This is a genomic window from Pseudomonas brassicacearum (assembly GCF_000585995.1).
Classification (GTDB): domain Bacteria; phylum Pseudomonadota; class Gammaproteobacteria; order Pseudomonadales; family Pseudomonadaceae; genus Aquipseudomonas; species Aquipseudomonas brassicacearum_A.
The window spans coordinates 4,488,172-4,511,947 of the sequence record NZ_CP007410.1 but is presented as its reverse complement, the minus strand read 5'-3'; the positions used below and the strand labels follow the sequence as shown (position 1 = coordinate 4,511,947).

Below are 23,776 nucleotides of genomic sequence, written 5' to 3'. Positions count from 1 at the left end.
ATGAGTGTCTCGAACAAAGAACCACAGGGGCAGGCCAAAGAGTCGTTACTGCCTGCCCCCCATGACATCGACGCGCTGGTGCGTGCCGAACATCACGACCCGTTTTCCATCCTTGGCCCCCACGGCGATGGTGCGGGCGGGCAATTCATCCGGGCGTACCTGCCCGGTGCGCTGAGCGTGCAGGTGCTCGCCCGCGACGGCGGCGAAGAGTTAGGCGAGCTGCAGCTCACCGAAACCCCGGGTTTGTTCGTCGGCCATTTCGACCGGGCCCAGGCGTACCTGCTGCGCACCCGTTGGGCTGGCGGTGAACAGGTGGCGGAGGATCCCTACAGCTTCGGGCCGTTACTGGGAGAAATGGACCTTTACCTGTTTGGCGAGGGTAATCACCGCGACCTCAGCTCCTGCCTCGGTGCGCAGTTGACCACCGTCGATGGCATCGACGGCGTACGCTTCGCCGTGTGGGCGCCGAACGCACGACGCGTCTCGGTGGTCGGGGACTTCAATGCCTGGGACGGGCGTCGGCATCCGATGCGCATCCGTTATCCGTCCGGCGTGTGGGAGCTGTTTGTCCCGCGGCTCGGTGCGGGCGAAGGCTACAAATATGAAATCCTCGGGGCCCACGGCATCCTGCCGCTCAAGGCAGACCCCGTGGCGTTGGCCACCCAAATGCCGCCTGACACGGCATCGAAAGTCGCCTCACCCTTGAAGATCGAGTGGCAGGACGACGAGTGGATGCAACACCGTCGCGAGCGGCAGCTGCCGGGCGCGCCGCTGTCGATCTACGAATTGCACGCCGGTTCCTGGCAGTGCGAAATCGACGAGGCGGGGGAGGTGGCCCGGCAATACAACTGGCATGAAATGGCCGAGCGGTTGATTCCCTACGTCAGGGACCTGGGCTTCACTCACATCGAGCTGATGCCGATCATGGAGCACCCGTTCGGTGGCTCCTGGGGCTATCAACCGCTGTCGCAGTTCGCCCCGACGGCGCGTTTCGGTTCGCCGGATGATTTTGCCGCGTTCATTAACGCCTGCCACCAGGCCAACATCGGGGTGATCCTCGATTGGGTGCCGGCGCATTTTCCCACCGACGCCCACGGCCTGGCCCAGTTCGACGGCACCGCGCTGTATGAATACGGCAATCCGCTGGAAGGGTTCCACCAGGATTGGGACACGCTGATCTACAACCTGGGTCGTACCGAGGTGCATGGCTTCATGCTGGCTTCGGCCTTGCACTGGTTGAAGCATTTCCACATCGACGGCCTGCGGGTCGATGCCGTGGCCTCGATGTTGTACCGCGACTATTCACGCAAGGCCGGCGAGTGGGTGCCCAACCGCCATGGCGGACGCGAGAACCTGGAAGCCATCGATTTCCTGCGGCATCTCAATGACGTGGTGGCCCTGGAAACCCCTGGTGCGCTGGTCATTGCCGAAGAGTCCACGGCCTGGCCGGGCGTCAGCCAGAGCACGCAGCAGGGTGGTCTGGGCTTCGCCTATAAATGGAACATGGGCTGGATGCATGATTCGCTGCACTACATCCAGCAGGATCCGGTATACCGCGCTCACCACCACAACGAGCTGAGTTTTGGCTTGATGTACGCCTGGTCCGAGCGATTCGTCCTGCCGATTTCCCACGACGAAGTGGTCCATGGCAAACGCTCGCTGATCGACAAGATGCCCGGTGATCGCTGGCAGAAGTTCGCCAATCTGCGGGCCTACCTCAGCTTCATGTGGGGGCATCCGGGCAAAAAGCTGTTGTTCATGGGCTGCGAGTTCGGCCAATGGCGGGAGTGGAACCACGATCAGCAACTGGACTGGTACCTGCTGCAATACCCTGAGCACCGGGGTGTGCAGCAACTGGTGACCGACCTGAACCGGCTCTATCGTGAAGAACCGGCGCTGCATGATCAGGATGATGCGCCCCAGGGCTTTCAGTGGCTGATTGGCGATGATGCGGTCAACAGCGTCTACGCCTGGCTGCGTTGGAGCAAAGAGGGCCGGCCGGTATTGGTGGTCGCTAACTTCACACCGGTGCCGCGCGAGGCCTATCGGGTCGGTGTGCCATTCGCCGGGCGCTGGGTGGAATTGCTCAATAGCGATGCCGATACTTATGCCGGTTCCAACTACGGCAACGGCGGCGGTGCCTCCACCGAAGAGGTGCCCAGCCATGGGCAGAACCTGTCGCTGGAACTCAACCTGCCGCCGTTGGCGGTGTTGATTCTGCGGCCGGAGGGCTAGGTTTTACAGAAGCCTGAAGGCGAATGATGACTGTGGCGAGGGAGCTTGCTCCCGCTCGGCTGCGCAGCGACCGCCCGAAGGGGCTGCTGCGCAGCCCAGCGGGAGCAAGCTCCCTCGCCACAGGTATTTGTGGTGATCATAAAATCAAGGTCACCACAGTTCCAAATGTGGGAGCGAGCTTGCTCGCGATATCGGAGTGTCAGTCAACATCAATGGGACTGATCCACCGCTATCGCGAGCAAGCTCGCTCCCACAAGGGATGTCGGTCGCTTTAACGAACCAGACACGGCTGCTTGTTGTTGAACGTCCACCCCGGAATCAGGAACTGCATCGCCACTGCATCGTCCCGTGCGCCCAAGCCCATGCCTTTGTACAACTCATGGGCCTTGGCCAACTGATCCGTGTCCAGCTCAATCCCCAAGCCCGGTTTTTTCGGTACCTGCACGCAGCCGCCCTGGATCTGCAAGGGTGCCTTGGTCAGCCGCTGGCCATCCTGCCAGATCCAATGAGTGTCGATAGCCGTGATGTCGCCCGGTGCCGCAGCGGCCACGTGGGTGAACATCGCCAGGGAAATATCGAAGTGGTTGTTGGAGTGCGAACCCCAGGTCAGCCCCCATTCGTTGCACATCTGCGCCACCCGCACCGAACCCTGCATGGTCCAGAAATGTGGGTCGGCCAGGGGAATGTCCACTGACTGCAAGGTGATGGCATGGCCCATTTCGCGCCAGTCGGTGGCGATCATGTTGGTGGCGGTCTTGAGGCCCGTGGCGCGACGAAATTCGGCCATGACCTCACGACCGGAATAGCCGTTCTCGGCGCCGCAAGGGTCTTCGGCATAGGCCAGCACCTTGTGCTGGTCGCGGCACAGACGAATGGCCTCCTTCAATGACCAGGCACCGTTTGGGTCCAGGGTGATGCGGGCCTGGGGAAAGCGCTCGGCCAATGCGGTGACCGCTTCGATCTCTGCATCGCCCTGGAGCACGCCGCCCTTGAGCTTGAAGTCCTGGAAGCCATAGCGCGAATGGGCCGCTTCGGCCAGGCGCACCACGGCGTCGGCGTCGAGGGCTTTTTCGTGGCGTACGCGGAACCAGTCGTTGTCAGCGTCCGGCTCGCTGCGGTAGGGCAGGTCGGTCTGTTGGCGATCGCCGACATAGAACAGATAGCCAAGCATCTTCACTTCATCGCGCTGCTGGCCTTCGCCGAGCAGGGCCGCGACCGGTACGTCCAGGTGTTGGCCAAGCAGGTCCAACAACGCCGCTTCCAGGCCGGTCACCGCGTGGATGGTGATGCGCAGGTCGAAGGTCTGCAGGCCGCGACCGCCGGCATCGCGGTCGGCGAACGCGTGGCGCACGGTATTGAGAATCTTCTGGTACGTGCCGATGGGGCTGCCAACCACCAGCGAGCGGGCATCTTCGAGGGTCTGGCGAATGCGTTCGCCACCCGGCACTTCGCCCACGCCGGTGTGGCCGGCATTGTCCTTGAGAATGACGATGTTGCGGGTGAAGAACGGGCCATGGGCGCCACTGAGGTTCAGCAGCATGCCGTCATGACCGGCCACGGGCACGATCTGCATGCTGGTGATGATCGGGGCTTTGCTGGCTTCTGGGGTAGTCATGTGCACTTATCCTTGGACAATCGAGTGATCAGACGTGGCTGGCGGTGGGGGTGGCCGGCGTCGTTGCAGTCTTGGGTTTAGGCGTATTCCGTGCGGCGAACACGATGATCGCGGCGATGATCGAGGTGGCCGCCAGGCCGTAGAGGCCGCCCTGGATGGAGCCGGTGTGCTCTTCCAGCAGGCCGAAGGTGGTCGGGGCGACGAAGCCGCCAAGGTTGCCTACGGAGTTGATCAGCGCAATTACCCCGGCGGCAATCCGGGCGTCCAGGTAGGCCTGGGGGATTGGCCAGAACAGCGACGACGCGGATTTGAAGCCCAGGGCCGCAAAGCAGATGGCGACGAAGGCGAAGATCGGCCCGCCGGTGGTGGACATGAACATGCCCGCTGCGGCGATCAACAAGGCCGTGGCCACCCAGGCCTGCTGGAACTTCCACTTAGCCGACAGCGAGGCAAAGGCGTACATGCCGACAATCGACAACAACCAAGGGATTGAGTTGAACAGCCCGACCTGGATGTCGCTGAGGTCGCCCATCTTCTTGATGATGCTCGGTAGCCAGAAGGTGGCGGCATAAATCGTCAGCTGGATGAAGAAGTAAATCAGGCAGAACAGGATGATCTGGCGATCCTTGAGCAACTGGCCGATGGACAGTTTGACCGGTGTGGCGGCTTCCCGGGCCCGTTGCTCATCGTCGATGGTCTTCACCAGCGCGTCCTGTTCCTCACGGCTCAGCCATTTGGCGTCGTGGGGCTTGGAGTCCAGCCAGAACCAGACGAAGACGCACAGGCAGACGGAAAACATCCCTTCGATGAAGTACATCCACTGCCAGCCGTGCATGCCCAGGCCGTTGATTTGCAGGAGCAACCCCGACAGCGGGCCGGAGATCAGCGATGCGATGGCCGAGCCACTGAGGAAGATGGCGATGGCTTTGCCGCGTTCAACCCCCGGTAACCAGCGGGTGAAGTAATAGATCACCCCAGGGAAGAAGCCGGCCTCGGCCACGCCCAGCAGGAAGCGCAGGATGTAGAAGTGGGTTTCGTTCTGGATGAAGGCCATGGCCGCCGCCACCAGGCCCCAGGTGAGCATGATGCGAGTCAGCCAGATACGGGCGCCGATTCTTTGCAGCAGGATATTGGACGGGACTTCGAACAGCGCATAACCGATGAAGAACAGGCCGGCACCGAAGCCATAGGCGGCGGCACCGATACCGAGGTCGTGCTCCATGTGGGCACGAACGAAGCCGATGTTCACGCGGTCGATGTAGTTGACGATAAACATGATGACGAACAGCGGCAGGATGTGGCGCTTGACCTTGGAAATGGCCGACAGCAGCACCGGATCCGCGCCGGCATTCGCCTTGAGGCTGGATGTGTTCACTGGTTTTTCTCCCACTCGTTATTTTTATGCGGGGCATCGTGCAGGTGCCGATGTTGATAGACATCATACAACTTGAATTTTTTCGATGACAAGGGGTTTTTGATGACGATTGGATACGGTGGTCGGATTTTTTATACCGTATTTGCTGGGTGTTTCAGGAGTTTATCTGGGTTTTATGGCAGGGCGAGGCTGTGCGGCGTAATGCCTACGCGGCGTCAATTACGCTGATAAGCGGTCTATCTTGAGTGTTGTCATACAAGTTGGTTGTTCGACGATGATCATTCTCAGGCCCACTGATGGTAGGATCGCTTAGCCTGTTTTCGAGGAACCCTGGCGATGCAAGACTCCGAAGTCCCCCTGCGCAAGCGTACCCACAACTTGGCCCATGACCTGGTGGCGAAGCTGAGCCAGAGCATCTTGCTGGGGCAATTGAAGCCGGGAGAGAAGTTGCCATCCGAAGGGGCCATCGTGCGGGAGCATGGTGTCAGCCGTACGGTGGTGCGCGAGGCGATTTCCAAGTTGCAAGCCTCGGGGCTGGTGGAAACCCGCCACGGCATCGGCACCTTTGTGCTGGAGCAGACCGGCGAGCCAGGGTTGCGCCTCAATGTCGACACCGCCGCTGGTGTGCGGGGCATCCTGGAGCTGCGCCTGGGCCTGGAAACCCAGGCGGCCGCTCTGGCCGCCCAGCGTCGTAGCGAGCAGCAGTTGCAGCAGATGCGCCAGGCGCTGGATGACTATCAGCGGTTGTTCAGCAACAACGACAGTTGCGTCGAAGCCGACCGGCGTTTCCATCTGCTCATCGCCGAGGCCACGGACAACACCTGCTTTGTCGAAATCATGCAGCACCTGGGCAGTGCGATGATCCCCAGGACCCGTGTCAATGTGGCCGAGCGCGGCCAGGCTGACCTCGGGAAGCTGGCTCAGCTCGCCAATCTCGAGCACGAGGCGATCTTCAATGCCATCAAGCGCCAAGACCCCGACGCCGCCCGCGCCGCCATGTGGCTGCACCTGACCAACAGCCGCGACCGGTTTGGGGCGGGGGCCTGACAGCCACTGTCGCCTGACCACCGCCATCGCGAGCAAGCTCGCTCCCACAGGAGGTCGCGGTGAACTTCGAATGCGTGCCCAGCTCGATCCCTTGTGGCGAGGGAGCTTGCTCCCGCTGGGCTGCGCAGCAGACCCTTTGCCTGGGATACCGGGTCGTCAGGTTTCAGGGCCGCTTCGCGCCCCAGCGGGAGCAAGCTCCCTCGCCACATGGGATCGGTGTCGATTGGCAGATTCGTGCACGCCGAAACGCCATTGTGGGAGCGAGCTTGCTCGCGATGAGGCCAGCCAGTCTTGCTCAAAACCAACAGGCAAAAAAAACCGGCGCAACCGAAGTTGCGCCGGTGGTGTTGCCGATGGCTGCGCGGATGTTCGTGGGTCCGCACAACCACCGTTGAACGCTTTGCCGGTTACGCGCGTTCCAGCGCCAAGGCCACGCCCTGGCCGCCGCCGATGCACAGGGTCGCGAGGCCTTTCTTGGCGTCGCGCTTGATCATTTCATGCAGCAGCGACACCAGCACACGGCAGCCCGACGCACCGATGGGGTGACCCAGGGCGATGGCGCCGCCGTTGACGTTGACCTTGTCCATGTCCCATTTCAGTTCCCGGGCCACAGCCAGCGACTGGGCGGCGAAGGCTTCGTTGGCTTCGATCAGGTCCAGTTGCTCCAGCGACCAGCCGGCCTTGTCCAGGCAGCGACGGGTGGCCGAGACCGGGCCGATGCCCATGATCGCCGGGTCAACGCCGGCGTTGGCGTAGGCGCTGATTTTTGCCAGCACCGGCAGGCCCAGGGCCTTGGCTTTTTCGGCGCTCATCAGCACGACCGCCGCCGCACCGTCATTGAGCGACGAAGCATTGCCTGCGGTGACGCTACCGTCCTTCTTGAAGGCCGGCTTGAGCTTGCCCAGGGATTCGGCGGTGGTGCCGGCGCGTGGTTGCTCGTCGGTGGCGAAGGCCACGGGATCGCCTTTGCGCTGGGGGATCAGGATGGGTGTGATCTCATCGGCAAACCGACCGCCCTCGATGGCAGCGACGGCTTTCTGCTGGGACGCGGCGGAAAACGCGTCCTGTTCTTCACGGCTGATGCCGTACTTGTCCACCAGATTCTCGGCGGTGATGCCCATGTGGTAGTCGTTGAAGGCATCCCATAAGCCGTCGGTGATCATGCTGTCGATCATCTTCGCGTGGCCCATGCGCAGGCCGGTGCGGGCGGCCGGCAGGACGTAGGGGGCCAGGCTCATGTTTTCCATGCCGCCGGCAATGATCACCTCGGCATCGCCACAGCGGATCGCCTGGGCACCCAGATGCAACGCCTTGAGTCCCGAACCGCAGACCTTGTTCAGGGTCAGCGCCGGCACCGCATGCGGCAGGCCGGCGAGGATCGATGCCTGGCGAGCCGGGTTTTGCCCAGAACCTGCGGTCAGCACCTGGCCGAGGATCACTTCATCGACCTGGTCACCGGACAGACCGGTTTGCTCCAGCAGGCGCCGAATCACCGCTGCACCGAGTTCCGGTGCGGGAATGGAGGCCAGCGAACCCTGGAAGCTGCCAATGGCGGTACGGGTGGCGGCGACAATCACGACTTCTTGCATCGAATCTCTCCTCACTGGGCAGCGAACTGCATTTCAGGCACGTGTTCCGGCACGATCAACTTGCCGGCGGTCTTGGCGACGATTTCCTCGACGCTGACGCCCGGGGCACGTTCTTTCAGGATGAAGGCGCCGTCCTGGATTTCCAGGTAGGCCAGGTCGGTCAACACCCGCTTGATGCAGCCGGCGCCGGTCAGCGGCAGGCTGCAACGCGGCAGCAGTTTCGACTCGCCGTCCTTGGACGCGTGGGTCATGGTGACGATGATGTTCTCGGCGCCGGCCACCAGGTCCATCGCACCGCCCATGCCCTTGACCAACTTGCCAGGGATCATCCACGAGGCAATGTTACCTTCGACGTCCACTTCGAACGCGCCGAGTACGGTCAGGTCGATGTGGCCGCCGCGGATCATGGCAAACGATTCGGCCGAGGAGAAGATCGAGGCGCCGATGCGCGCGGTGACGGTCTGCTTGCCGGCGTTGATCATGTCGGCGTCGACCTCGGCTTCGGTGGGGAATGCGCCCATGCCGAGCAGGCCGTTTTCCGATTGCAGCATGACTTCCATGCCTTCGGGAATGTAGTTGGCGACCAGGGTGGGAATGCCGATGCCCAGGTTCACGTAGTAGCCGTCCTGCATTTCGCGGGCGACGCGTTGAGCCATTTGTTCGCGGGAAAGTGCCATGTTGTTATTCCTTCTTTGGCTGGGGGCGGGGGATCACTTGCGCACGGTGCGCTGTTCGATGCGTTTTTCGAACGTGCCGCAAATGACCCGGTCGACATAGATGCCAGGGGTGTGGATCTGCGTCGGGTCCAGCTCGCCGGGTTCGACGATTTCTTCGACTTCCACCACGGTGATCTTGCCCGCCGTGGCGGCCAGTGGATTGAAGTTCTGGGCGGTGTGGCGATAGATCACGTTGCCGAAATGGTCGGCTTTCCAGCCTTTGACGATGGCGAAGTCGCCGGTGATGGATTCTTCCATCAGGTACTGGCGGCCATGGAATTCACGCACTTCCTTGCCTTCGGCCACCGGCGTGCCGACGCCTGTAGCGGTGAAGAACGCTGGGATGCCGGCGCCACCGGCGCGCATTTTTTCGGCGAGGGTGCCTTGGGGGGTAAGCACGACTTCGATTTCGCCGCTCAGCAGTTGCTTCTCGAAGAGGGCGTTTTCGCCGACATAGGAAGCGACCACCTTGCGGATCTGCCGGTCTTCCAGCAGCACACCAAGGCCGAAGCCGTCGACGCCGCAGTTATTGGACACCACGGTGAGGTCACGGATGCCCTTGCGCTTGATCTCGGCGATCAGGTTTTCCGGGATACCACAGAGGCCGAAGCCGCCGGCGATCACGGTCATGCCGTCCTTCAAGCCTTCCAGCGCTTCTTCGTAAGAACTCACGCGTTTGTCGAAACCTGCCATAGACACCTCTTTTATTCTTGATGGGGTCGCAATGAAATGCAGTGTTGCGCCAAGTTATATATTTGTTAAGTTGATTTTTAGGTTTGATTGATTGATAAAATTCAATAATTGCTGGCATCTGCTTGCAGCTTGAAGCTAACCACTTGCCGCTGGGAGCATAGCCACCATGACCCTCAAGCAAATCCGCGCCTTCCTCGCCGTGGCCCAGAGCCTGAGCTTCGCCGTGGCGTGCGAACGTCTGCATCTGTCCCAGTCGGCCCTGAGCTTGACGATCAAGGCCCTGGAAGAAGGCCTGGGCGGACGCCTGTTCAGTCGCAATACCCGCAACGTGGCGCTGACGCCTGAAGGTGAATCGTTGCTGCCATTGGCCCGACGGCTGGTTGCCGACTGGGACAACGCCGAGGATGAAATGCGCCAACGCTTCACCTTGCAGCGCGGTCGCGTGACGTTGGCGGCGATGCCTTCGTTCGCTGGCAACCTGCTGCCACCGATCCTCAAGACCTTCCGCGCCCGCTTTCCGAATGTCAACGTCACGGTCAACGATGTGATCAATGAGCAGGTGCTGGAGATGGTGCGTGATCGGCATGTCGAGCTGGGCGTGGCGTTCGAGCCGATGCAGAGTTCGTCCCTGGCTTTCAGCCCGCTGTACCTGGATCGTTTCGTCGCGGTGGTGCCGCTGGATTCACCGTTGGCCCAACTCAGCGAAATCAAGTGGCAAACCTTGCTGGAGCAGCCGTTCATTACCCTACAACGCCCGTCCACCGTTCGGGTGATGCTGGAAGAACATTTGCAGGCCCGGGGCATGAGATTGCCCGTGGAGTTCGAGAGCCATCAGTTGGCGACGGTCGGACGGATGGTCGCCAGTGGGCTGGGCGTGAGCGCGGTGCCGGCGCTGTGTGTCGGGCAAATGCATGAGCTGGGGGCTCGGTGCATTCCATTGAGCGATCCGGTGATCGAACGGGCCATCGGCGTGCTGACCAAACCGGGGCATGAACTGTCGGCGGCGGCGCAGGCGTTGTTCGATACGCTCAGGGATCAGGAGTTGGCTGTGCAGTTGGCCGCAGGTTGACCCCGGCCACTGTGGGAGCGGGCTTGCTCGCGAAAGCGGTGAGTCAGGCGACAGCGGTATCGAATGTTCCATCGCCTTCGCGAGCAAGCCCGCTCCCACAAGGGGGCCGGGTATTGCTAAAACGGGTGTTGTGTCAGCAATGGCAGTAATTGCTCACACGGCTCTTCAAGCTTGAGGTCCAGCAGCTCATCGGCCCGGGTCTTGCCTCGGTTGATCGCCAGCAGCGGCTTGCCCTGGTCCTTGATGGCCCGGCACAGGCGAAACGCCGAATAAGCCATCAGCGACGAGCCCACTACCAGCAGGCCATCTGCTTCCTGAACGGCTTCAGTGGCGCGGGTCGCGGTGGCGGGGGCGACGTTTTCGCCAAAGAACACCACGTCGGGCTTCAAGCGCTCGCCATCGCAATGGGGGCAACGGGGCACTTGGAAGCGCGCCTCGAACGCCGGGTCCAGCAGGGTGTCGCCATCGGGCGCCTGCGCGGCGTCGACACCGGCCAGGTAAGGATTTTGCGCTTCCATCAACAACTGGATCTGCTGCCGTTCGCTGCGCTGGTCGCAATCCAGGCACAGCACGCGGTGCAGGCTGCCGTGGAGTTCGATGACGTCCCGGCTGCCGGCCTGATCATGCAGCGTGTCGACATTCTGGGTGATCAACCCCGTGATGCGGTGTTGTGCCTGCAACTTGGCCAAGGCCTCGTGAGCTGCGTTCGGCCGGGCCTGCCTCACCCGTGGCCACCCCAACATCGCCCGCGCCCAATAGCGTCGGCGGGCCTCGGCCTGGGCGAGGAATTCCTGGTACATCATCGGCTGTCGACCCCGTCGCACCCCATCGCGGTCGCGGTAGTCGGGGATGCCCGAGGGCGTGCTGATGCCGGCGCCGGTGAGCACCAGGAAACGGCGCCCAGCCATGTGCTCCAGCAACTGATCGAGCGGTTCGAGGTGAAGGTCGTCGGGCATTGGGTGTCTCCGTTGGCCTGGAGCCGTTGAGGTTAGCACTCCAATCGGGCCGGGAAACCATTGCAGCGCCTTTCGTCGCCCTGGCCTGTGGTCTTTTCAAACTTTCCCCGGCGCCGTGATATCCACCTTTATGTGCGGGACTTCGGTTGCCGAGAAGAGGAGACCTATGAACAAGACCACCGGTGAAGTACGGGCCATCAATCGACAGAGCGCAATGGTGGGTGTGTACGTGGCGCAAGTGGACGGCCATACCGTGCTCGAGTTGAGTTCGGCCAATGACATCGATATTGGCGACATCTTGGCATGGGACAGTGGTACGGCCTTGGGCGCCCAGTCGTATCGCAACCTGACCAAAGGCTGGAGCGCCGACGTCTATGTGGCCAACCACGGCGTTGCGGCGGCGAATCTCGAGGTCCAACTGATGGTCGGGTCTTCCTGACGGCGCCTTCGACCCTTATCTCGGGAGAAAGAGCATGAGCGAATTAAAGTGCGGTTGCCCCGATTGTCAGTGCGAGGTAGATCCGCAACGGGTTTTCAATCACGACGGCGAGGCTTATTGCAGCCAAGCTTGCGCCGAACAACATCCCAATGGTGAGCCGTGTCCGGCGCCAGACTGCCATTGCGAAGGCAGTGGCAAGGTGGGCGAGCGAGAGGCCACCAGTAAGCAGCTGGACGACGCGCTGGAGGAAACGTTTCCGGCCAGTGATCCGATTTCACCTTGATCGAGCTCTCATCCGGGTGTCGGCTACAGGGCATCCGGACGCCGCTAGCCGGTCAGTGCGGTGGTGCAGGAAAACACCGGCAGCCCGCGAGTTTTGGCTTCCTGGAACGGCGCGAGGCCAGGGTGACGAGACCGGTGCAATGGGGTGCTGGCGCCGCCCGACCTTTGGCGGACAGCGTGGAAAGACACGCACTGTTTTGCAATACATCTGCTTTGAATTATTTAAAATAATTTATTAAGTGGCGCTTATTTGTTAGGGCTCCATGAGCGAACCCATAAGGTTGGACCGTTCGTCGCCGCTCATGGACTTTGTTTCAAACCTTATCCTCAGAAGGTTTTCCCAATAAGACGAGCCAGTGAGGCTCGTTTCAATTTTAACTAACGAGGTGAATGAAATGGCTAACACAGGAAATAACAATCCTGGCAATTTCGCTAACGATCGTGACAAGGCATCGGAAGCCGGGAAAAAAGGCGGGCAAGCGTCCGGCGGCAACTTTGCCAATAACCCCGAGCGCGCCTCCGAAGCAGGGCGCAAGGGTGGTCAGGCATCGGGCGGCAATTTTGCCAAGGACCCTGGACGTGCTGCAGAAGCCGGCCGCAAAGGCGGGCAAGCGTCGGGTGGTAATTTTGCCAACGATCCTGAGCGCGCTTCGCAAGCGGGCCGCAAAGGGGGCCAAGCGTCGGGTGGCAACGTTGCCAACGACCGGGAAAAGGCGTCCGAGGCCGGTAAGAAGGGCGGAGAAAACAGCCGTGGTGGCGGTCGTGACTCGTAATGCCCGATGACCCGGCAGGCCCTGTGCCCATGGCATGGGGCCCCTACGGTTTATATAACCAATTGTGCCGGGCCAGCGTATAGAAATTTGTCCTGTTATATGTGGCGAGATAATCGGTGAAAGTTAAGTCAATTGCCGTTCGTCCCGCTTGTTGGGTAAATAGATAAATAACGTTCCTTTAACTTCTTCTTGTCCTTATGAGCCTGTTATCGGCAGTGCTCTCATCCCGTGTGCCTTGAGCGAGGGGTTTAATCATGTTCCTACATAACAAGAGGCTGCAATACACCGTCCGCGTTGCGGAACCCAATCCAGGACTGGCCAACCTGTTACTCGAACAATTCGGTGGGGCCCAGGGTGAGTTGGCGGCGGCCTCGCGCTACTTCACCCAGGCCTTGTCCGAGGACGATCCGGGCCGCAAGGATCTGCTGATGGACATCGCCACCGAGGAACTCAGCCATCTGGAAGTCATCGGTTCGATCATTGTGATGTTGAACAAGGGCGCAAAGGGCAAGATGGCCGAGGGCGTGGAGAAGGAGGGCCAGTTGTACCGGGACATCAACGGTGCCGGCAATGATTCCCACATCACCAGCCTCCTGTATGGCGCCGGCTCGCCATTGACCAACTCCGCCGGTGTGCCCTGGACCGCCGCCTACGTAGATACCATCGGCGAGCCGACAGCGGACATGCGCTCCAATATCGCGGCCGAGGCGCGGGCGAAAATCGTTTACGAGCGTTTGATGAATGTCACAGATGATCCCGGTGTCAAAGAGGCGCTGGGCTTTTTGATGACCCGTGAAATCGCCCACCAACTGTCGTTCGAAAAAGCCCTGCATTCGATCCAGCCCAATTTCCCCCAAGGCAAATTACCGGGCATGCCGGAGTTCACTAACGTGTACTTCAATATGTCCCAGGGCGAACCTACCGTGCGCGGCCCATGGAATCAGGGCGACGATTGGGAGTTCGTCGAAAATCCAGCACCGGCGGTGGATGGCGGCGATGGCCTGGCCAGCGTCCAGCTGAGTGAAAAAGACGAAGCGCTGCTGATGGACATGAAGGCACGGACGATGTCCAACCCGGAGAGCAACCCCACCACGGGTGCCGATTTGGGTTCGGGGATGCAAAGTGACAAACTGTAAACAACGGCGAGGGGGGTAACTCCCTCGCCTGAACTTTCCGTCTGATCGTTCCCGCCATGCAACGATCAGACTAGCCATGCCTGCAGAGCATTAAGGACAGTCGATGGACCAGCCCACTTCTCGGATGCGATCGCCTTGGCGTACCTGGCTGGGGCCTGTGCAAAACAACCTGCTGCTAGGAGTGAGTTTCTGGCTGGGGCTGGCGGTGATAACCGCGTTGTTACTCTACAGCGGCTACAACGCCTTGGTCGGTGCCGATCGGAACAATCTGGGTTACGCGGTCCTGGGCGGCACGTCCGGCTTCGCCGCTACGGCCTTGGGCGCATTGATGGCAGTGGTGCTGCGGGACATCTCGTCACGCACCCAGGACATCATGCTGGGTTTCGCCGCCGGCATGATGCTCGCCGCCAGCTCTTTCTCACTGATCCTGCCGGGCATCGAAGCCGCACAGGTGATTTGTGGCAATCAGTTGCTGGCTGCGTTTGTCGTCGTGGTTGGCCTGGGCTTGGGTGTCGCCCTGATGATTGGCCTCGACCGTTTCGTACCCCACGAACACGAGTTGAGTGGGCGGCGCGGTCCCGAGGTCGAGCGCATTAACCGTGTCTGGCTGTTCGTGCTCGCCATCACCTTGCACAACCTGCCGGAAGGCATGGCCATCGGCGTCAGTTTTGCCGACGGCGATTTCAAGGTCGGCCTGCCCCTGACCACCGCCATCGCCATCCAGGACATTCCCGAAGGCCTGGCCATTGCCATGGCACTGCGGGTGACGGGCATCAGCACCCTGCGCGCGGCGTTGATTGCGGTGGGCTCCGGGCTGATGGAACCGCTGGGATCGGTGATTGGCCTGGGCATGTCGTCGGGTGTCGCCCTCGCGTACCCCATCAGCCTCGGGTTGGCGGCGGGGGCGATGATCTTCGTGGTGTCCCACGAAGTGATTCCCGAGACCCACCGCAACGGCCATGAAACGCCAGCGACGCTGGGTTTGATGATGGGGTTTGCGGTGATGATGTTTCTCGACACGGCGCTCGGTTGAACGCCGCTCGACCGTTTCGATACCGTCCCCTCGCCACAAAGCGTTCTAGAAGCGCTGCACGGAAAACCGCTCAAGCCATTGCGGCGCGGTGCCTGCGAGGCACTCGGCGACCAGTTGCCCGGTCGCTCCGGCGAGGGTCAGTCCCAGGTGTTGATGACCAAAGGCGTAGATCAGGCGTGGCTCGTTCGGTGAGGGGCCGATCACCGGCAGTGAGTCGGGCAGCGACGGCCGAAACCCCAGCCAGCGACGGGCAACCGGGTCTTTCAGGCCGAGTACGCGGCGCACATGTTGTTCCAGGTAATCGAAGCGCCGGGGGTTGGCCGGGTCGTGGATCGAACCCAGTTCCACCGTGCCCGCAACCCGCAGGCGTCCGGCCATGGGGGTCATGTAGAACGCGCTTTCCACCGGGCAGCAAGGCCGGTTGAGGAGGGTATCCCGTAGGTCGAACTCAATGTGATAACCCCGCTCGGTGTCCAGCGGAATGTGATCGCCCATCTGCGCCGCCAGCACGCCGGACCACGCCCCGCCACACAGCACCACCCGGTCGGCCAGGTAATGCTGGCCCTCGGCGCAGTGTAAATGAAGCCCGTTGGCGGCGCGTTTTATCGCGGTGACCGTCGCCTTGCGCAGCGCGCCTTCGGCCACCAGCGGCGCGGCCAGGGTTTCGATAAACAGCTTCGGATCGTCCATATGGGAGGACTCGGGAAACAGAAGCCCTGCCACTGAACGGCCCGCCAGTGCCGGTTCGAGTTGTTCGACTTCAGCGCTGCTCAAGACCTGTTGGGCAATTCCCAGCGAGCGCCGCAGTTCGATGGCGGCTTGCGCTGCGGTGAACCCTTGCGGGGTGCCATAGGCATACAGGCAGCCGTTGTGCTGCAAGCGCTGGTTGGCCAGGGGCGTCTCTGCCAGTAATGGCTCATACCCGCTGTAGGTGCGCTGCAGGATCGTCGCCAGCGCCTGGGTGTTGGCGGCACAGCGCGACGCCCGGCATTCATTGAGAAAGCGCAGCAGCCAGGGCATCAGTCTTGGCAGTCGGGCCCAGTTGATCACGAAAGGGGAGTCGGCCGAGAACAGCAGCGATGGAATGGCTCGTAGCAATGAAGGCTGGGCGATTGGCATGACCCCGTAGGGCGCCAGCGTCCCGGCATTGCCATACGAGGCGCCGGCGGCAATGCCGTCGCGTTCGAGCACCAAGACCTGATAGCCCTGGCGTCGCAACCAACGCGCCGTCGCCACGCCGACCACACCGGCGCCGATAACCGCGATTTCGCAATGAACGGGCTGTGTCATCGGGCTCAGATCCGGTTGTGCATGTGAAGGTGACCCTGGCGGGCCAATTGGCTGATCACGGTCAGGGCCTTGACCAGTTGTTCCCGGGACAGCGCAGCCGAGATATTGATGCGCACCGCTTGCGGTGACAGTTCCGGGCTGAGGGTGAATGCGCCGCCGGGTAGCAGCACCACGCCTTGTTCCTGGCAGAGGCGGGCGAAGCGCGAACTGTTCCAGGGCTCGGGCAGCAGCAGCCAGGCGTGGGTGCCGGTGGCGCTGTGCTGAAACGCCAGCCCTTGCAGGTGCGTGGCCAGCAGTGCCTGGCGGATCCGCAGTTCTTCACGCTGTTCCGACACCAATCCCTCGGCCAGGCCTTCCTCGATCAGCCGCGTGGCGATCAGCGCGGTCAGCGGTGAGTTGCTCCAGCAGTCGATGCGTTGCATCGCCGCGATGCCTTGCAGCAACGCGGGCGGAGCCATGACGAAGCCCATGCGCAAGCCGGGGGCGATGCATTTGGACAGGGCGCTGATATAAATCGTCTGCTCCGGCAGCAGCGCGGCGAAGGGTGGCGGTGATTGCTCCAGCAGCGGTCGGTAGACGTCATCCTCGATGACCAGCACATCGGTCTGGCGAATGACGGCCGCCAAGGCCTCGCGGCGTTCGGCGTCGAGGGTGATGGCGGTGGGGTTGTGGATTGACGGCACCAGGAACAGCAACCGCGGTTGATGCTCGACACAGGCCTGGCGCAAGGCCTCGGGGCACATGCCGCGTTCGTCGGCATCAACGCCCAGCAGGTTCAGGCCAAGGGTGCGGCACAACCCGTTGATGCCCTGGTACGTGATGCTGTCGGCCAGCACGGTGTCGCCACTGCTGGTGAGGCTGCGCAACGTGTGAGCGATGCCGTGTTGGGCACCCTCGGCGATCAGGATGTGATCGGCCTGGGCGTCGACGCCGGTGTGTCGCAACCATTGCGCAATGGCCTGGCGGGCCCAGAGGGGGCCTTCGCAGGGATGGTAATCCTTCATGTCGGCAAAGCGTGGGTCGTCGGCGAGCCGTGGCAGCAACTGTGCGAGCACATGGTTGTAGCCGTCCGTGGCGGGGCGGTTGACGCTCAGGTCGGCGACGCCGGGGTCATTGCTGGGGGCCGACTGGAACTGCGCCGCCGGATGACGCCCTCGCGCCACTTGCGTACCACGGCCCGGCCGGCTTTCCACCAGCCCCTTTTGCTGCAGCACCGCCATGGCCCGGGTCACGGTGGTGATGTTCACCCCCAGGGCGCTGGCGAATTCGCGGTGGGGCGGCAGGCGATCACCCGGCTTGAGCTGGCCGTGAAGGATCGCGTGGGTCAGCGCGTCGGCCAATTGCGCGTACAGCGTCTCGGCTTTCTCGCGGTGCAGCCCGGCGTGGTTTTTCAGTTCTTTCAGCAGTTTCTCAAATTGACTCATGAGTCCTTGTTCCTGGGTTGTCATGCTTCTTAGTGCGCCTTAAAGCAGACTTGTCATGCTTTTTATCCGATACAAAGCCCATTGACAAGACAAAATAGCGTGATTAGTGTGTGAATTGTAATGCTTGTCATGCAGTCGAGCATGATAAGTCATTGAAAGGTCGATTCTCACACCGGCTTCATTGAAGTCGAGCCCCGGACGGGGCTTGGTGGCTGCTTAGGGATCGGGCGGCAAGGTTGTTGTTTGGTTGTATGGCTTGTCCCGGTCAAAACCCTCAATTGCCCATAGGTGAAACCCATGTCCGATTCCAAGTTCGATACCCTCGGCATTTCCCGCCGTTCGGTGCTCAAAGCCGCTGGCTACGGTTCTCTGGCGGCCGTCGCCGGGTCGGCCCTGGGGCTAATGCCATTCGCCTTCGCCGCCGGGCAACCCATCAAGACCATCCGCCCCGGTTATCTGACCGCCGCGTGCCTGGGGGACATGCCTCTGGGTGCCCTGCGCGACGGGGCTCCGGTCGGTACTGATCTGGAGTTGCTGAAGATCATCGCCGACCGCCTTGAGCTCAAACTCGATGTTCTGACCATGGGCTTTCCGGCGGTGATCGAAGCCGTGCGTTCCGGGCGCGCCGATTGGTTTGGTGGCAACTTCGCCTGGAACCCAATGCGCTCCAAGATCTTGCTGCTCACCGACGCGGTGTTCTACACCGGAGCGTACGTGATCATGCGTGACAGCGAGCCGTTCCAGAGCAGCATCAGCGTCAATGACATGAAAGGGCGCACCGTGGGCAGCAACACCGGCTATTTCACCATCCCCGACATGAAAAAAATCGAAGGTGTAAAAGAGGTCAAGCTCTACGACAACACCGATGCGTGCCTGCGGGATGTGCGGGCCGGGCGGCTCGATTTCGCTGTGCTCGACGCGCCCACCATCGACTACATGATCCTCCAGGACCCCAGTCTCAAGCTCAAGCAAGTGCCCATGGCCTACGACGAGAAATTCCCCAGCCTGACCGCCAAGTTCGAGGCGATCTGGGGCATTCATCCCCAGAACCAGGACTTGTTCGACGGGGTGAACCAAGGGCTACGCTGGTTACGGAGCACCGGGCAGATCGGCCCCATCCTGGCCCGCTACGGGATCAAGAACCCCGACTACCTGGTGCCGCTGCCCAGGGACCAGCGCATTGGCGTGGACCGGGATGAGCAGGGCAACCTCATCGGCCCGTTCAAGCATGCGCCCCGGGATTTCAGCCAGGCGTTTGCTTGATACGTCCTCGCGGCTGCGTTCACGTTTTGTGTCATCCACTTGCGGAAATTGCTCATGGCTGAATCTCATCCACTGGTGCGGGTCGAGGGGCTGCACAAGTCCTTCGGCCGCCTGGACGTCTTGAAAGGCATCGACCTGCAAGTGCAGCAGGGTCAGAAAATCTCGCTGATCGGGCCCAGCGGTTCGGGCAAGACCACCCTGTTGCGCTGCATCAATTATCTGGAAGAGCCGACCCGGGGCAGCATCTACATCGACAATGCGCTGATCGGCCAGCGCAAGGTCGGCGAGCGCACGGTGCCCATGGGCGATAGGGACCTGGCCCGGATGCGCGCCAACATCGGCATGGTGTTCCAGCGTTTCAACCTGTTCCCGCACCTCAGCGTGCTGGACAACATCATCCTCGGCCCGCTGAAGGTGCAGCAGCGCAGCCGCCCCGAAGCGGTGGAACTGGCCGAAGGCCTGTTGAACAAGGTGGGCATGTTCGCCAAGCGCGATGCCTATCCGGATCAACTGTCCGGCGGCCAGCAACAACGTATCGCCATCGCCCGCGCCCTGGCGATGCGTCCCAAACTGATGCTGTTCGACGAGGCCACCTCGGCCCTCGACCCGGAGCTGGTGGGCGAAGTGTTGACGGTGATGCGCAAGCTGGCCGAGGAGGGCATGACCATGATCATCGTGACCCACGAGATGCGCTTTGCCGAAAGCGTGTCCGACCAGGTGATTTTCATGGCCGACGGCAACATCGTCGAGCAGGGACCGCCCCGGCAGATTTTCCGGGAAAGCCAGGTGGAGCGTACGCGCGCCTTCATCAGCGCCGTCCAGGAGCATTGATCGATGTTCGATTCAAGCGAGCTGACCAAGTCCCTCGATCTGCTGCCCTATTTTCTTGAGGTATTGGGCATTGGCGCACTGACCACCCTGGGCCTGACGGCGGCGTCTTTCGTCGTGGCGGCGTTGCTGGGGTTTGGTCTGGCGTTGATGCGCCTGTCGCGTAACCGGGTTTTGCGACTGGTGGCCAGTGTCTATCTGGAGGTGTTTCGCAACGTCCCGATCCTGACCCAACTGTTCATCCTTTATTTCGGCCTGACCTATATTGGTATCACGTTGCCGGCCATCGGCGCGGCAATCATCGGCTTCGGCCTCAACGGTGCGGCGATGCTGTCGGAGGTGTTCCGCTCGAGCATCCTGAACGTTGATCGCGGGCAGAGCGAAGCGGCGTTTTCCATTGGCATGACCCGGGCCTTGGCGATGCGCATGATCGTCTTGCCCCAGGCCTTCAAAGTGTCGATCCCTGGCATGGCGAATTTCGCCATCGGCTTGCTCAAGGACACGTCGCTGGCCTCGGCTGCCGCCGTGCCGGAGCTGACGTTCAAGGCCAAGATGCTGGTGAGCGAGACCTACCAGACCAACCTGATTTATTTCCTGCTGGCCATTATTTATCTGGCGTTGAGCCTGGTGCTGGCCCATTGGGCGGCGCGCACCGAGCGGCGTCTCACCGTGATCAAGGAGCACTGACATGGGTTATGGCGAGTTGTGGGACGCGACCCACGTCGAACTGCTGCAAGCCGCCTGGGCCACGTTGCGACTGGCTTTTGGCGCACTGGTGATTGGCTTGGCGGTCGGGCTGCTGGTGGCGTTGGCGCGCTTGTCCGGCTCGCCGGCGTTACGCCGGTGTGCGTTGTTTTACATCGAGATTTTTCGTGGCACGCCGGCCCTGGTGCAGCTGTTTATCGTGTACTTCAGCCTGACGGCGGTGGGTGTACAGTTCAGCTCGTTCCAGGCTGCGATGATCGGACTGGGGCTCAATGCGGCGGCGTACTTATCGGAGATCTATCGCTCGGGCCTGGAGGCCGTGCCCAAGGGCCAGGTCGAAGCGGCGAAAGCCATCGGCATGCCGCGTCTCCAGCTGTTGCGTTGGGTGGTGCTGCCCCAGGCGATCCGTATCGTGCTGGCGCCCATCGGCAATGTGGCGATTTCCCTGCTCAAGGATACCTCGGTGGCCTCGCTGATCGCCGCGCCGGACCTGATGCTGCGGGCCCAGGATTTGAGCTCCGTGTATTTCATGCCGTTGGAAACCTATGTGTTGGTAGGCGCCATGTATTTCGCCATGTGTTATCCGCTGTCGATGGCTGTGCGCAGGTTGGAGCGGCGGCATAAATCCTGATTGTTCAGAAGGCATCTGAGCGACTCGGCCTCTTGTGGGAGCGAGCTTGCTCGCGATAGCGGCGTATCGGTCGATATCAAGGCTGCTGCCCCACCGCTTTCGCGAGCAAGCTCGCTCCCACATTGGTTTTGTGTGTTTAGCCGAACCCCTGTTCCTAGGCACCTATACTCAACCCCGTGGATGACATGAATCCGGGGTGGCGCAATCGTGCTGCGTTCGTTGATGCTGGCCGTTTTGCTCGTTCTGGCGGGGTGCGCTACGTCGCAGCGCGGTCAACAGGATGCCACGGTGGCGATTTCCCAGGACACCTGGCGGCAGGTTGACCGACAAATCATCGCCGCGTCGAAAAGTGCCATCGAACAGGCTGGACTCTACGCTCGCGGGTCGATGGAACATTGGCGGGTGCTGGTGTACGACCGTACCGAGGCCGAGTTCATTCCCTGGTTCAGCAGCTACTGGACCCAGGAGTGGCTGGCGATGAAGGTCAGCTGGTATTCCGCCAGTGCCAAGGGCGAGGAGGATTCCTCGGCCAGGCGCTTGGCGGTTTATCTGCAAGAACAGTATCGCGAGCAGGTGCTGGAACCGGTGTCGGTGGAGATCGATCCCGAGGCGATCAGGGCCAACGCGACGAGTTACTACCTGCGCTTGCTCAATCAGCAGGTCCAGGTGATCGGCCAGCGGCAGCAAATCCCCATCGAACTGATGAACCGCCGCCTGCACGCGATTCCTGCTGTCAGCCTGGGCCCACCCGCCGCGCGTAACGCTTCGTTGTATGAGATGGTCCATACCGAACCGCTGAACACACTGCCGGCCTACGCCGCGTTGATCGACCACGTCAACAAGGCCGCCGCCACCGGTTCGGGGCCATCGGATGCGGTGATCGCCACGGTGGCACAACGCACCAGTGAAAAGATCGAAGCGCAATTCGCCACGCGAGGAGCAGCCGGTGCGGCAGCAGCTGTGGCCGGCAAGGCGGCGGGGGCGTTGATTTCCGTAGGCGTGGCGGGTATTCGCGCCATTATCCATGAGGGCGAACGGCCGGAAATGGAAGCGCAGATCCGCAAAAGCCTGAGCGCTGCGTTCGACGAGGCCTGGTTCAAGTCGCTCAAGCATCCCCTCAGCGGGGTGATGGCACCGGTTTACTACCTGGACGAAGAAATAGAAGGCAACCTGGTGGAGGCGGATCTGGCCAATCGAGCGCTGGTGTTGCCGGATATCAAGCCGTGACGGGGCGGGGTCATTCTGGCCCGAGGGTGACGCGGCAACCCTTGCGATGGCGGATCTGTTCGTCCGTGGGGCGCTCTTTTACGAATTCGAAGCGTGGTTCACCTTCGCTGTAAATCACCAGCCAGCCCCATTCCAGCTCACTTTCATCCTGCCCGGGCCTGGGCGGCGAGGCCCACCAGGGTTCTTTCTGCATGATCTGACGCATGGTGTCCCTCCTGCCGTTTGATCCCCTCAACTATAGACTGCTCAATTTCGCCACAGGACCTTGTTTGATGGGGCAGTGTGCTCTGACGCCGCTCATCAGCGTCTAGCGTCTGTATCCCCGCACTCGAACGGGGAATGACTGGACCCTGCGCATATGCAAGCACTGTTGAACGAGATCCTCGATGCGGTTCGCCCCCTGATCGGTCAGGGCAAGGTGGCCGATTACATTCCGGCCCTGGGCACCGTGGTGCCTAATCAGCTGGGCATTGCCGTGTATGGCAATGACGGCGAGATGTATTGCGCAGGCGACGCCGACACGGTGTTTTCGGTGCAGAGTATTTCCAAGGTGTTCAGCCTGGTGCAGGCCATCGGGCATTCCGGCGAAGCGATCTGGGAGCGGCTGGGCCATGAGCCGTCCGGCCAGCCTTTCAACTCCCTGGTGCAGCTGGAATTCGAACGCGGTCGGCCACGCAACCCGTTCATCAACGCCGGCGCCTTGGTGATTTGCGATATCAACCAGTCGCGTTTCGCCGCCCCTGCGTTGTCGATGCGCGATTTCGTGCGACGCCTGTCAGGCAACCCGCAAGTGATGGTGGACGGCAAGGTCGCCGAGTCGGAATACCAGCATCGCGCCCGCAACGCTGCGATGGCCTACTTGATGCAGTCCTTCGGCAACTTCCATAACGACGTGGAGGCGGTGCTGCGCAGTTATTTCAGCCACTGCGCCCTGCGGATGAGCTGCATCGACCTGGCCCGGGCGTTCTGCTTCCTGGCCAACGACGGGTTCTGCAAGCACAGTGGTGAGCAGATCCTCAGCGCCCGGCAGACCCAGCAGGTCAATTCCATCATGGCCACCAGCGGGTTGTATGACGAAGCCGGTAATTTCGCCTATCGCGTGGGCCTGCCTGGCAAGAGCGGGGTGGGCGGCGGGATCGTCGCCGTGGTGCCGGGACGCTTCACGGTGTGTGTCTGGTCGCCTGAGCTCAATGTCGCCGGCAACTCCCTGGCGGGCATGGCGGCGCTGGAGCTGCTCAGCCAGCGGATCGGCTGGTCGGTGTTTTAGTGTCCTGTATCACAAATACTGTTCCTTTTTGACGGCGTCTGTTGTCGTCATGCTGCGTTGCCGCTCCTCGCCATAGCGGGCTATGACTCGTCGCGGCGCCTTGCCTGACGACAACAGCCACTCGTCAAAAAAGGAACGTATTTGCGAAACAGGACACTAGGCCCCACGAAAAAGGGCCCGTTC

At 61.6% G+C, this 23,776-nt stretch carries 22 protein-coding genes and 2 pseudogenes; 15 read left to right on the top strand and 9 right to left on the bottom strand.

Annotated features, from left to right (window positions below):
• Entirely contained in the window at positions 1–2,235 is a 2,235-nt protein-coding gene (glgB, locus tag CD58_RS19125; protein ID WP_025214599.1) for a 1,4-alpha-glucan branching protein GlgB, read from the top strand.
• 271 nt (positions 2,236–2,506) lie between these two features.
• On the opposite strand, the gene gudD is transcribed toward glgB, so the two are convergent.
• Both gudD and CD58_RS19115 read right to left on the bottom strand, forming a co-directional pair.
• Positions 2,507–3,850, bottom strand: coding sequence for a glucarate dehydratase (gene gudD, locus CD58_RS19120; RefSeq protein WP_025214598.1), 1,344 nt, complete (start codon positions 3,848–3,850; stop codon positions 2,507–2,509).
• Positions 3,851–3,878: 28 nt separating this feature from the next.
• Positions 3,879–5,225: an MFS transporter gene (locus CD58_RS19115; RefSeq protein WP_025214597.1), complete on the bottom strand. Its 1,347-nt coding sequence runs from the start codon at positions 5,223–5,225 to the stop codon at positions 3,879–3,881.
• Between the two features lie 336 nt (positions 5,226–5,561).
• Between CD58_RS19115 and CD58_RS19110 the strand changes: the two genes are divergently transcribed.
• On the top strand, positions 5,562–6,272 hold the full coding sequence (locus CD58_RS19110) for a FadR/GntR family transcriptional regulator (RefSeq protein ID WP_025214596.1): 711 nt from the start codon (positions 5,562–5,564) through the stop codon (positions 6,270–6,272).
• 407 nt (positions 6,273–6,679) lie between these two features.
• On the opposite strand, the gene CD58_RS19100 is transcribed toward CD58_RS19110, so the two are convergent.
• Genes CD58_RS19100 through CD58_RS19090 form a run of 3 tightly spaced genes read right to left on the bottom strand, consistent with a single transcriptional unit; the run spans position 6,680 to position 9,270 of the window.
• The gene (locus CD58_RS19100; RefSeq protein ID WP_025214594.1) at positions 6,680–7,861 is read right to left on the bottom strand and encodes an acetyl-CoA C-acetyltransferase; all 1,182 of its coding nucleotides are present in this window, start codon (positions 7,859–7,861) and stop codon (positions 6,680–6,682) included.
• Positions 7,862–7,872: 11 nt separating this feature from the next.
• The gene (locus CD58_RS19095) at positions 7,873–8,538 is read right to left on the bottom strand and encodes a CoA transferase subunit B (protein WP_025214593.1); all 666 of its coding nucleotides are present in this window, start codon (positions 8,536–8,538) and stop codon (positions 7,873–7,875) included.
• Between the two features lie 33 nt (positions 8,539–8,571).
• A complete protein-coding gene (locus CD58_RS19090; protein ID WP_003200117.1) occupies positions 8,572–9,270 on the bottom strand; it encodes a CoA transferase subunit A in 699 nt (232 codons plus the stop codon).
• A 166-nt stretch (positions 9,271–9,436) separates the two neighbouring features.
• On the opposite strand from CD58_RS19090, the gene CD58_RS19085 reads away from it, so the two are divergent.
• Positions 9,437–10,339, top strand: a complete 903-nt coding sequence (locus tag CD58_RS19085; protein WP_025214592.1) for a LysR family transcriptional regulator — start codon at positions 9,437–9,439, stop codon at positions 10,337–10,339.
• A 116-nt stretch (positions 10,340–10,455) separates the two neighbouring features.
• On the opposite strand, the gene CD58_RS19080 is transcribed toward CD58_RS19085, so the two are convergent.
• Positions 10,456–11,295, bottom strand: coding sequence for an NAD-dependent protein deacetylase (locus CD58_RS19080; RefSeq protein ID WP_025214591.1), 840 nt, complete (start codon positions 11,293–11,295; stop codon positions 10,456–10,458).
• A gap of 166 nt (positions 11,296–11,461) precedes the next feature.
• On the opposite strand from CD58_RS19080, the gene CD58_RS19075 reads away from it, so the two are divergent.
• From CD58_RS19075 to CD58_RS19055, 6 genes and pseudogenes are all read left to right on the top strand, one after another.
• A complete protein-coding gene (locus CD58_RS19075) occupies positions 11,462–11,734 on the top strand; it encodes a hypothetical protein (RefSeq protein WP_025214590.1) in 273 nt (90 codons plus the stop codon).
• 34 nt (positions 11,735–11,768) lie between these two features.
• A complete protein-coding gene (locus tag CD58_RS19070; protein WP_025214589.1) occupies positions 11,769–12,017 on the top strand; it encodes a metallothionein in 249 nt (82 codons plus the stop codon).
• 394 nt (positions 12,018–12,411) lie between these two features.
• A pseudogene (locus CD58_RS31515) lies at positions 12,412–12,576 on the top strand (general stress protein); the annotation flags it as partial.
• Positions 12,577–12,789 (top strand): annotated as a pseudogene (locus CD58_RS31510) (general stress protein); the annotation flags it as partial. It abuts the pseudogene before it with no gap.
• A 254-nt stretch (positions 12,790–13,043) separates the two neighbouring features.
• Positions 13,044–13,925: a manganese catalase family protein gene (locus tag CD58_RS19060; protein WP_025214587.1), complete on the top strand. Its 882-nt coding sequence runs from the start codon at positions 13,044–13,046 to the stop codon at positions 13,923–13,925.
• 103 nt (positions 13,926–14,028) lie between these two features.
• Positions 14,029–14,958 (top strand): ZIP family metal transporter, encoded by a 930-nt coding sequence (locus tag CD58_RS19055; RefSeq protein ID WP_025214586.1) that lies wholly within the window; start codon positions 14,029–14,031, stop codon positions 14,956–14,958.
• A 45-nt stretch (positions 14,959–15,003) separates the two neighbouring features.
• Here CD58_RS19055 and CD58_RS19050 read toward each other — a convergent pair whose 3' ends face one another.
• Together CD58_RS19050 and CD58_RS19045 are read right to left on the bottom strand one after the other, a co-directional pair.
• Positions 15,004–16,248, bottom strand: a complete 1,245-nt coding sequence (locus tag CD58_RS19050) for an NAD(P)/FAD-dependent oxidoreductase (protein ID WP_025214585.1) — start codon at positions 16,246–16,248, stop codon at positions 15,004–15,006.
• Positions 16,249–16,253: 5 nt separating this feature from the next.
• Entirely contained in the window at positions 16,254–17,672 is a 1,419-nt protein-coding gene (locus CD58_RS19045; RefSeq protein ID WP_025214584.1) for a PLP-dependent aminotransferase family protein, read from the bottom strand.
• Between the two features lie 297 nt (positions 17,673–17,969).
• On the opposite strand from CD58_RS19045, the gene CD58_RS19040 reads away from it, so the two are divergent.
• The 5 genes from CD58_RS19040 to CD58_RS19020 all read left to right on the top strand — a co-directional run bounded on the left by CD58_RS19040 (position 17,970) and on the right by CD58_RS19020 (position 22,326).
• Positions 17,970–18,935 carry a substrate-binding periplasmic protein gene (locus CD58_RS19040; RefSeq protein WP_025214583.1) on the top strand — a complete coding sequence of 322 codons (966 nt, stop codon included), beginning with the start codon at positions 17,970–17,972 and terminating at the stop codon, positions 18,933–18,935.
• Between the two features lie 54 nt (positions 18,936–18,989).
• The gene (locus CD58_RS19035; RefSeq protein WP_038436698.1) at positions 18,990–19,766 is read left to right on the top strand and encodes an amino acid ABC transporter ATP-binding protein; all 777 of its coding nucleotides are present in this window, start codon (positions 18,990–18,992) and stop codon (positions 19,764–19,766) included.
• A 3-nt stretch (positions 19,767–19,769) separates the two neighbouring features.
• Positions 19,770–20,450 carry an amino acid ABC transporter permease gene (locus CD58_RS19030; protein ID WP_025214581.1) on the top strand — a complete coding sequence of 227 codons (681 nt, stop codon included), beginning with the start codon at positions 19,770–19,772 and terminating at the stop codon, positions 20,448–20,450.
• Between the two features lies 1 nt (position 20,451).
• A complete protein-coding gene (locus CD58_RS19025) occupies positions 20,452–21,099 on the top strand; it encodes an amino acid ABC transporter permease (RefSeq protein ID WP_025214580.1) in 648 nt (215 codons plus the stop codon).
• A gap of 207 nt (positions 21,100–21,306) precedes the next feature.
• Positions 21,307–22,326: a hypothetical protein gene (locus tag CD58_RS19020; RefSeq protein WP_038436697.1), complete on the top strand. Its 1,020-nt coding sequence runs from the start codon at positions 21,307–21,309 to the stop codon at positions 22,324–22,326.
• A 10-nt stretch (positions 22,327–22,336) separates the two neighbouring features.
• Here the strand turns inward: CD58_RS19020 and CD58_RS19015 are convergent, their stop codons facing one another.
• On the bottom strand, positions 22,337–22,531 hold the full coding sequence (locus CD58_RS19015; protein WP_025214578.1) for a hypothetical protein: 195 nt from the start codon (positions 22,529–22,531) through the stop codon (positions 22,337–22,339).
• 153 nt (positions 22,532–22,684) lie between these two features.
• On the opposite strand from CD58_RS19015, the gene glsB reads away from it, so the two are divergent.
• Positions 22,685–23,593: a glutaminase B gene (glsB, locus tag CD58_RS19010; protein ID WP_025214577.1), complete on the top strand. Its 909-nt coding sequence runs from the start codon at positions 22,685–22,687 to the stop codon at positions 23,591–23,593.
• Positions 23,594–23,776: the final 183 nt, after the last annotated feature.

What these genes read in the sequence shown, in the direction of transcription:
- gudD (WP_025214598.1), bottom strand. Translation starts at nt 3,850, where the DNA reads ATGACTACCCCAGAAGCCAGCAAAGCCCCGATCATCACCAGCATGCAG.
- CD58_RS19015 (WP_025214578.1), bottom strand. Translation starts at nt 22,531, where the DNA reads ATGCGTCAGATCATGCAGAAAGAACCCTGGTGGGCCTCGCCGCCCAGG.
- CD58_RS19055 (WP_025214586.1), top strand. Translation starts at nt 14,029, where the DNA reads ATGGACCAGCCCACTTCTCGGATGCGATCGCCTTGGCGTACCTGGCTG.
- CD58_RS19100 (WP_025214594.1), bottom strand. Translation starts at nt 7,861, where the DNA reads ATGCAAGAAGTCGTGATTGTCGCCGCCACCCGTACCGCCATTGGCAGC.
- CD58_RS19070 (WP_025214589.1), top strand. Translation starts at nt 11,769, where the DNA reads ATGAGCGAATTAAAGTGCGGTTGCCCCGATTGTCAGTGCGAGGTAGAT.
- glgB (WP_025214599.1), top strand. Translation starts at nt 1, where the DNA reads ATGAGTGTCTCGAACAAAGAACCACAGGGGCAGGCCAAAGAGTCGTTA.
- CD58_RS19030 (WP_025214581.1), top strand. Translation starts at nt 19,770, where the DNA reads ATGTTCGATTCAAGCGAGCTGACCAAGTCCCTCGATCTGCTGCCCTAT.
- CD58_RS19080 (WP_025214591.1), bottom strand. Translation starts at nt 11,295, where the DNA reads ATGCCCGACGACCTTCACCTCGAACCGCTCGATCAGTTGCTGGAGCAC.
- CD58_RS19040 (WP_025214583.1), top strand. Translation starts at nt 17,970, where the DNA reads ATGTCCGATTCCAAGTTCGATACCCTCGGCATTTCCCGCCGTTCGGTG.
- CD58_RS19045 (WP_025214584.1), bottom strand. Translation starts at nt 17,672, where the DNA reads ATGAGTCAATTTGAGAAACTGCTGAAAGAACTGAAAAACCACGCCGGG.
- CD58_RS19050 (WP_025214585.1), bottom strand. Translation starts at nt 16,248, where the DNA reads ATGACACAGCCCGTTCATTGCGAAATCGCGGTTATCGGCGCCGGTGTG.
- CD58_RS19090 (WP_003200117.1), bottom strand. Translation starts at nt 9,270, where the DNA reads ATGGCAGGTTTCGACAAACGCGTGAGTTCTTACGAAGAAGCGCTGGAA.
- CD58_RS19110 (WP_025214596.1), top strand. Translation starts at nt 5,562, where the DNA reads ATGCAAGACTCCGAAGTCCCCCTGCGCAAGCGTACCCACAACTTGGCC.
- CD58_RS19025 (WP_025214580.1), top strand. Translation starts at nt 20,452, where the DNA reads ATGGGTTATGGCGAGTTGTGGGACGCGACCCACGTCGAACTGCTGCAA.
- CD58_RS19095 (WP_025214593.1), bottom strand. Translation starts at nt 8,538, where the DNA reads ATGGCACTTTCCCGCGAACAAATGGCTCAACGCGTCGCCCGCGAAATG.
- CD58_RS19085 (WP_025214592.1), top strand. Translation starts at nt 9,437, where the DNA reads ATGACCCTCAAGCAAATCCGCGCCTTCCTCGCCGTGGCCCAGAGCCTG.
- glsB (WP_025214577.1), top strand. Translation starts at nt 22,685, where the DNA reads ATGCAAGCACTGTTGAACGAGATCCTCGATGCGGTTCGCCCCCTGATC.
- CD58_RS19060 (WP_025214587.1), top strand. Translation starts at nt 13,044, where the DNA reads ATGTTCCTACATAACAAGAGGCTGCAATACACCGTCCGCGTTGCGGAA.
- CD58_RS19075 (WP_025214590.1), top strand. Translation starts at nt 11,462, where the DNA reads ATGAACAAGACCACCGGTGAAGTACGGGCCATCAATCGACAGAGCGCA.
- CD58_RS19035 (WP_038436698.1), top strand. Translation starts at nt 18,990, where the DNA reads ATGGCTGAATCTCATCCACTGGTGCGGGTCGAGGGGCTGCACAAGTCC.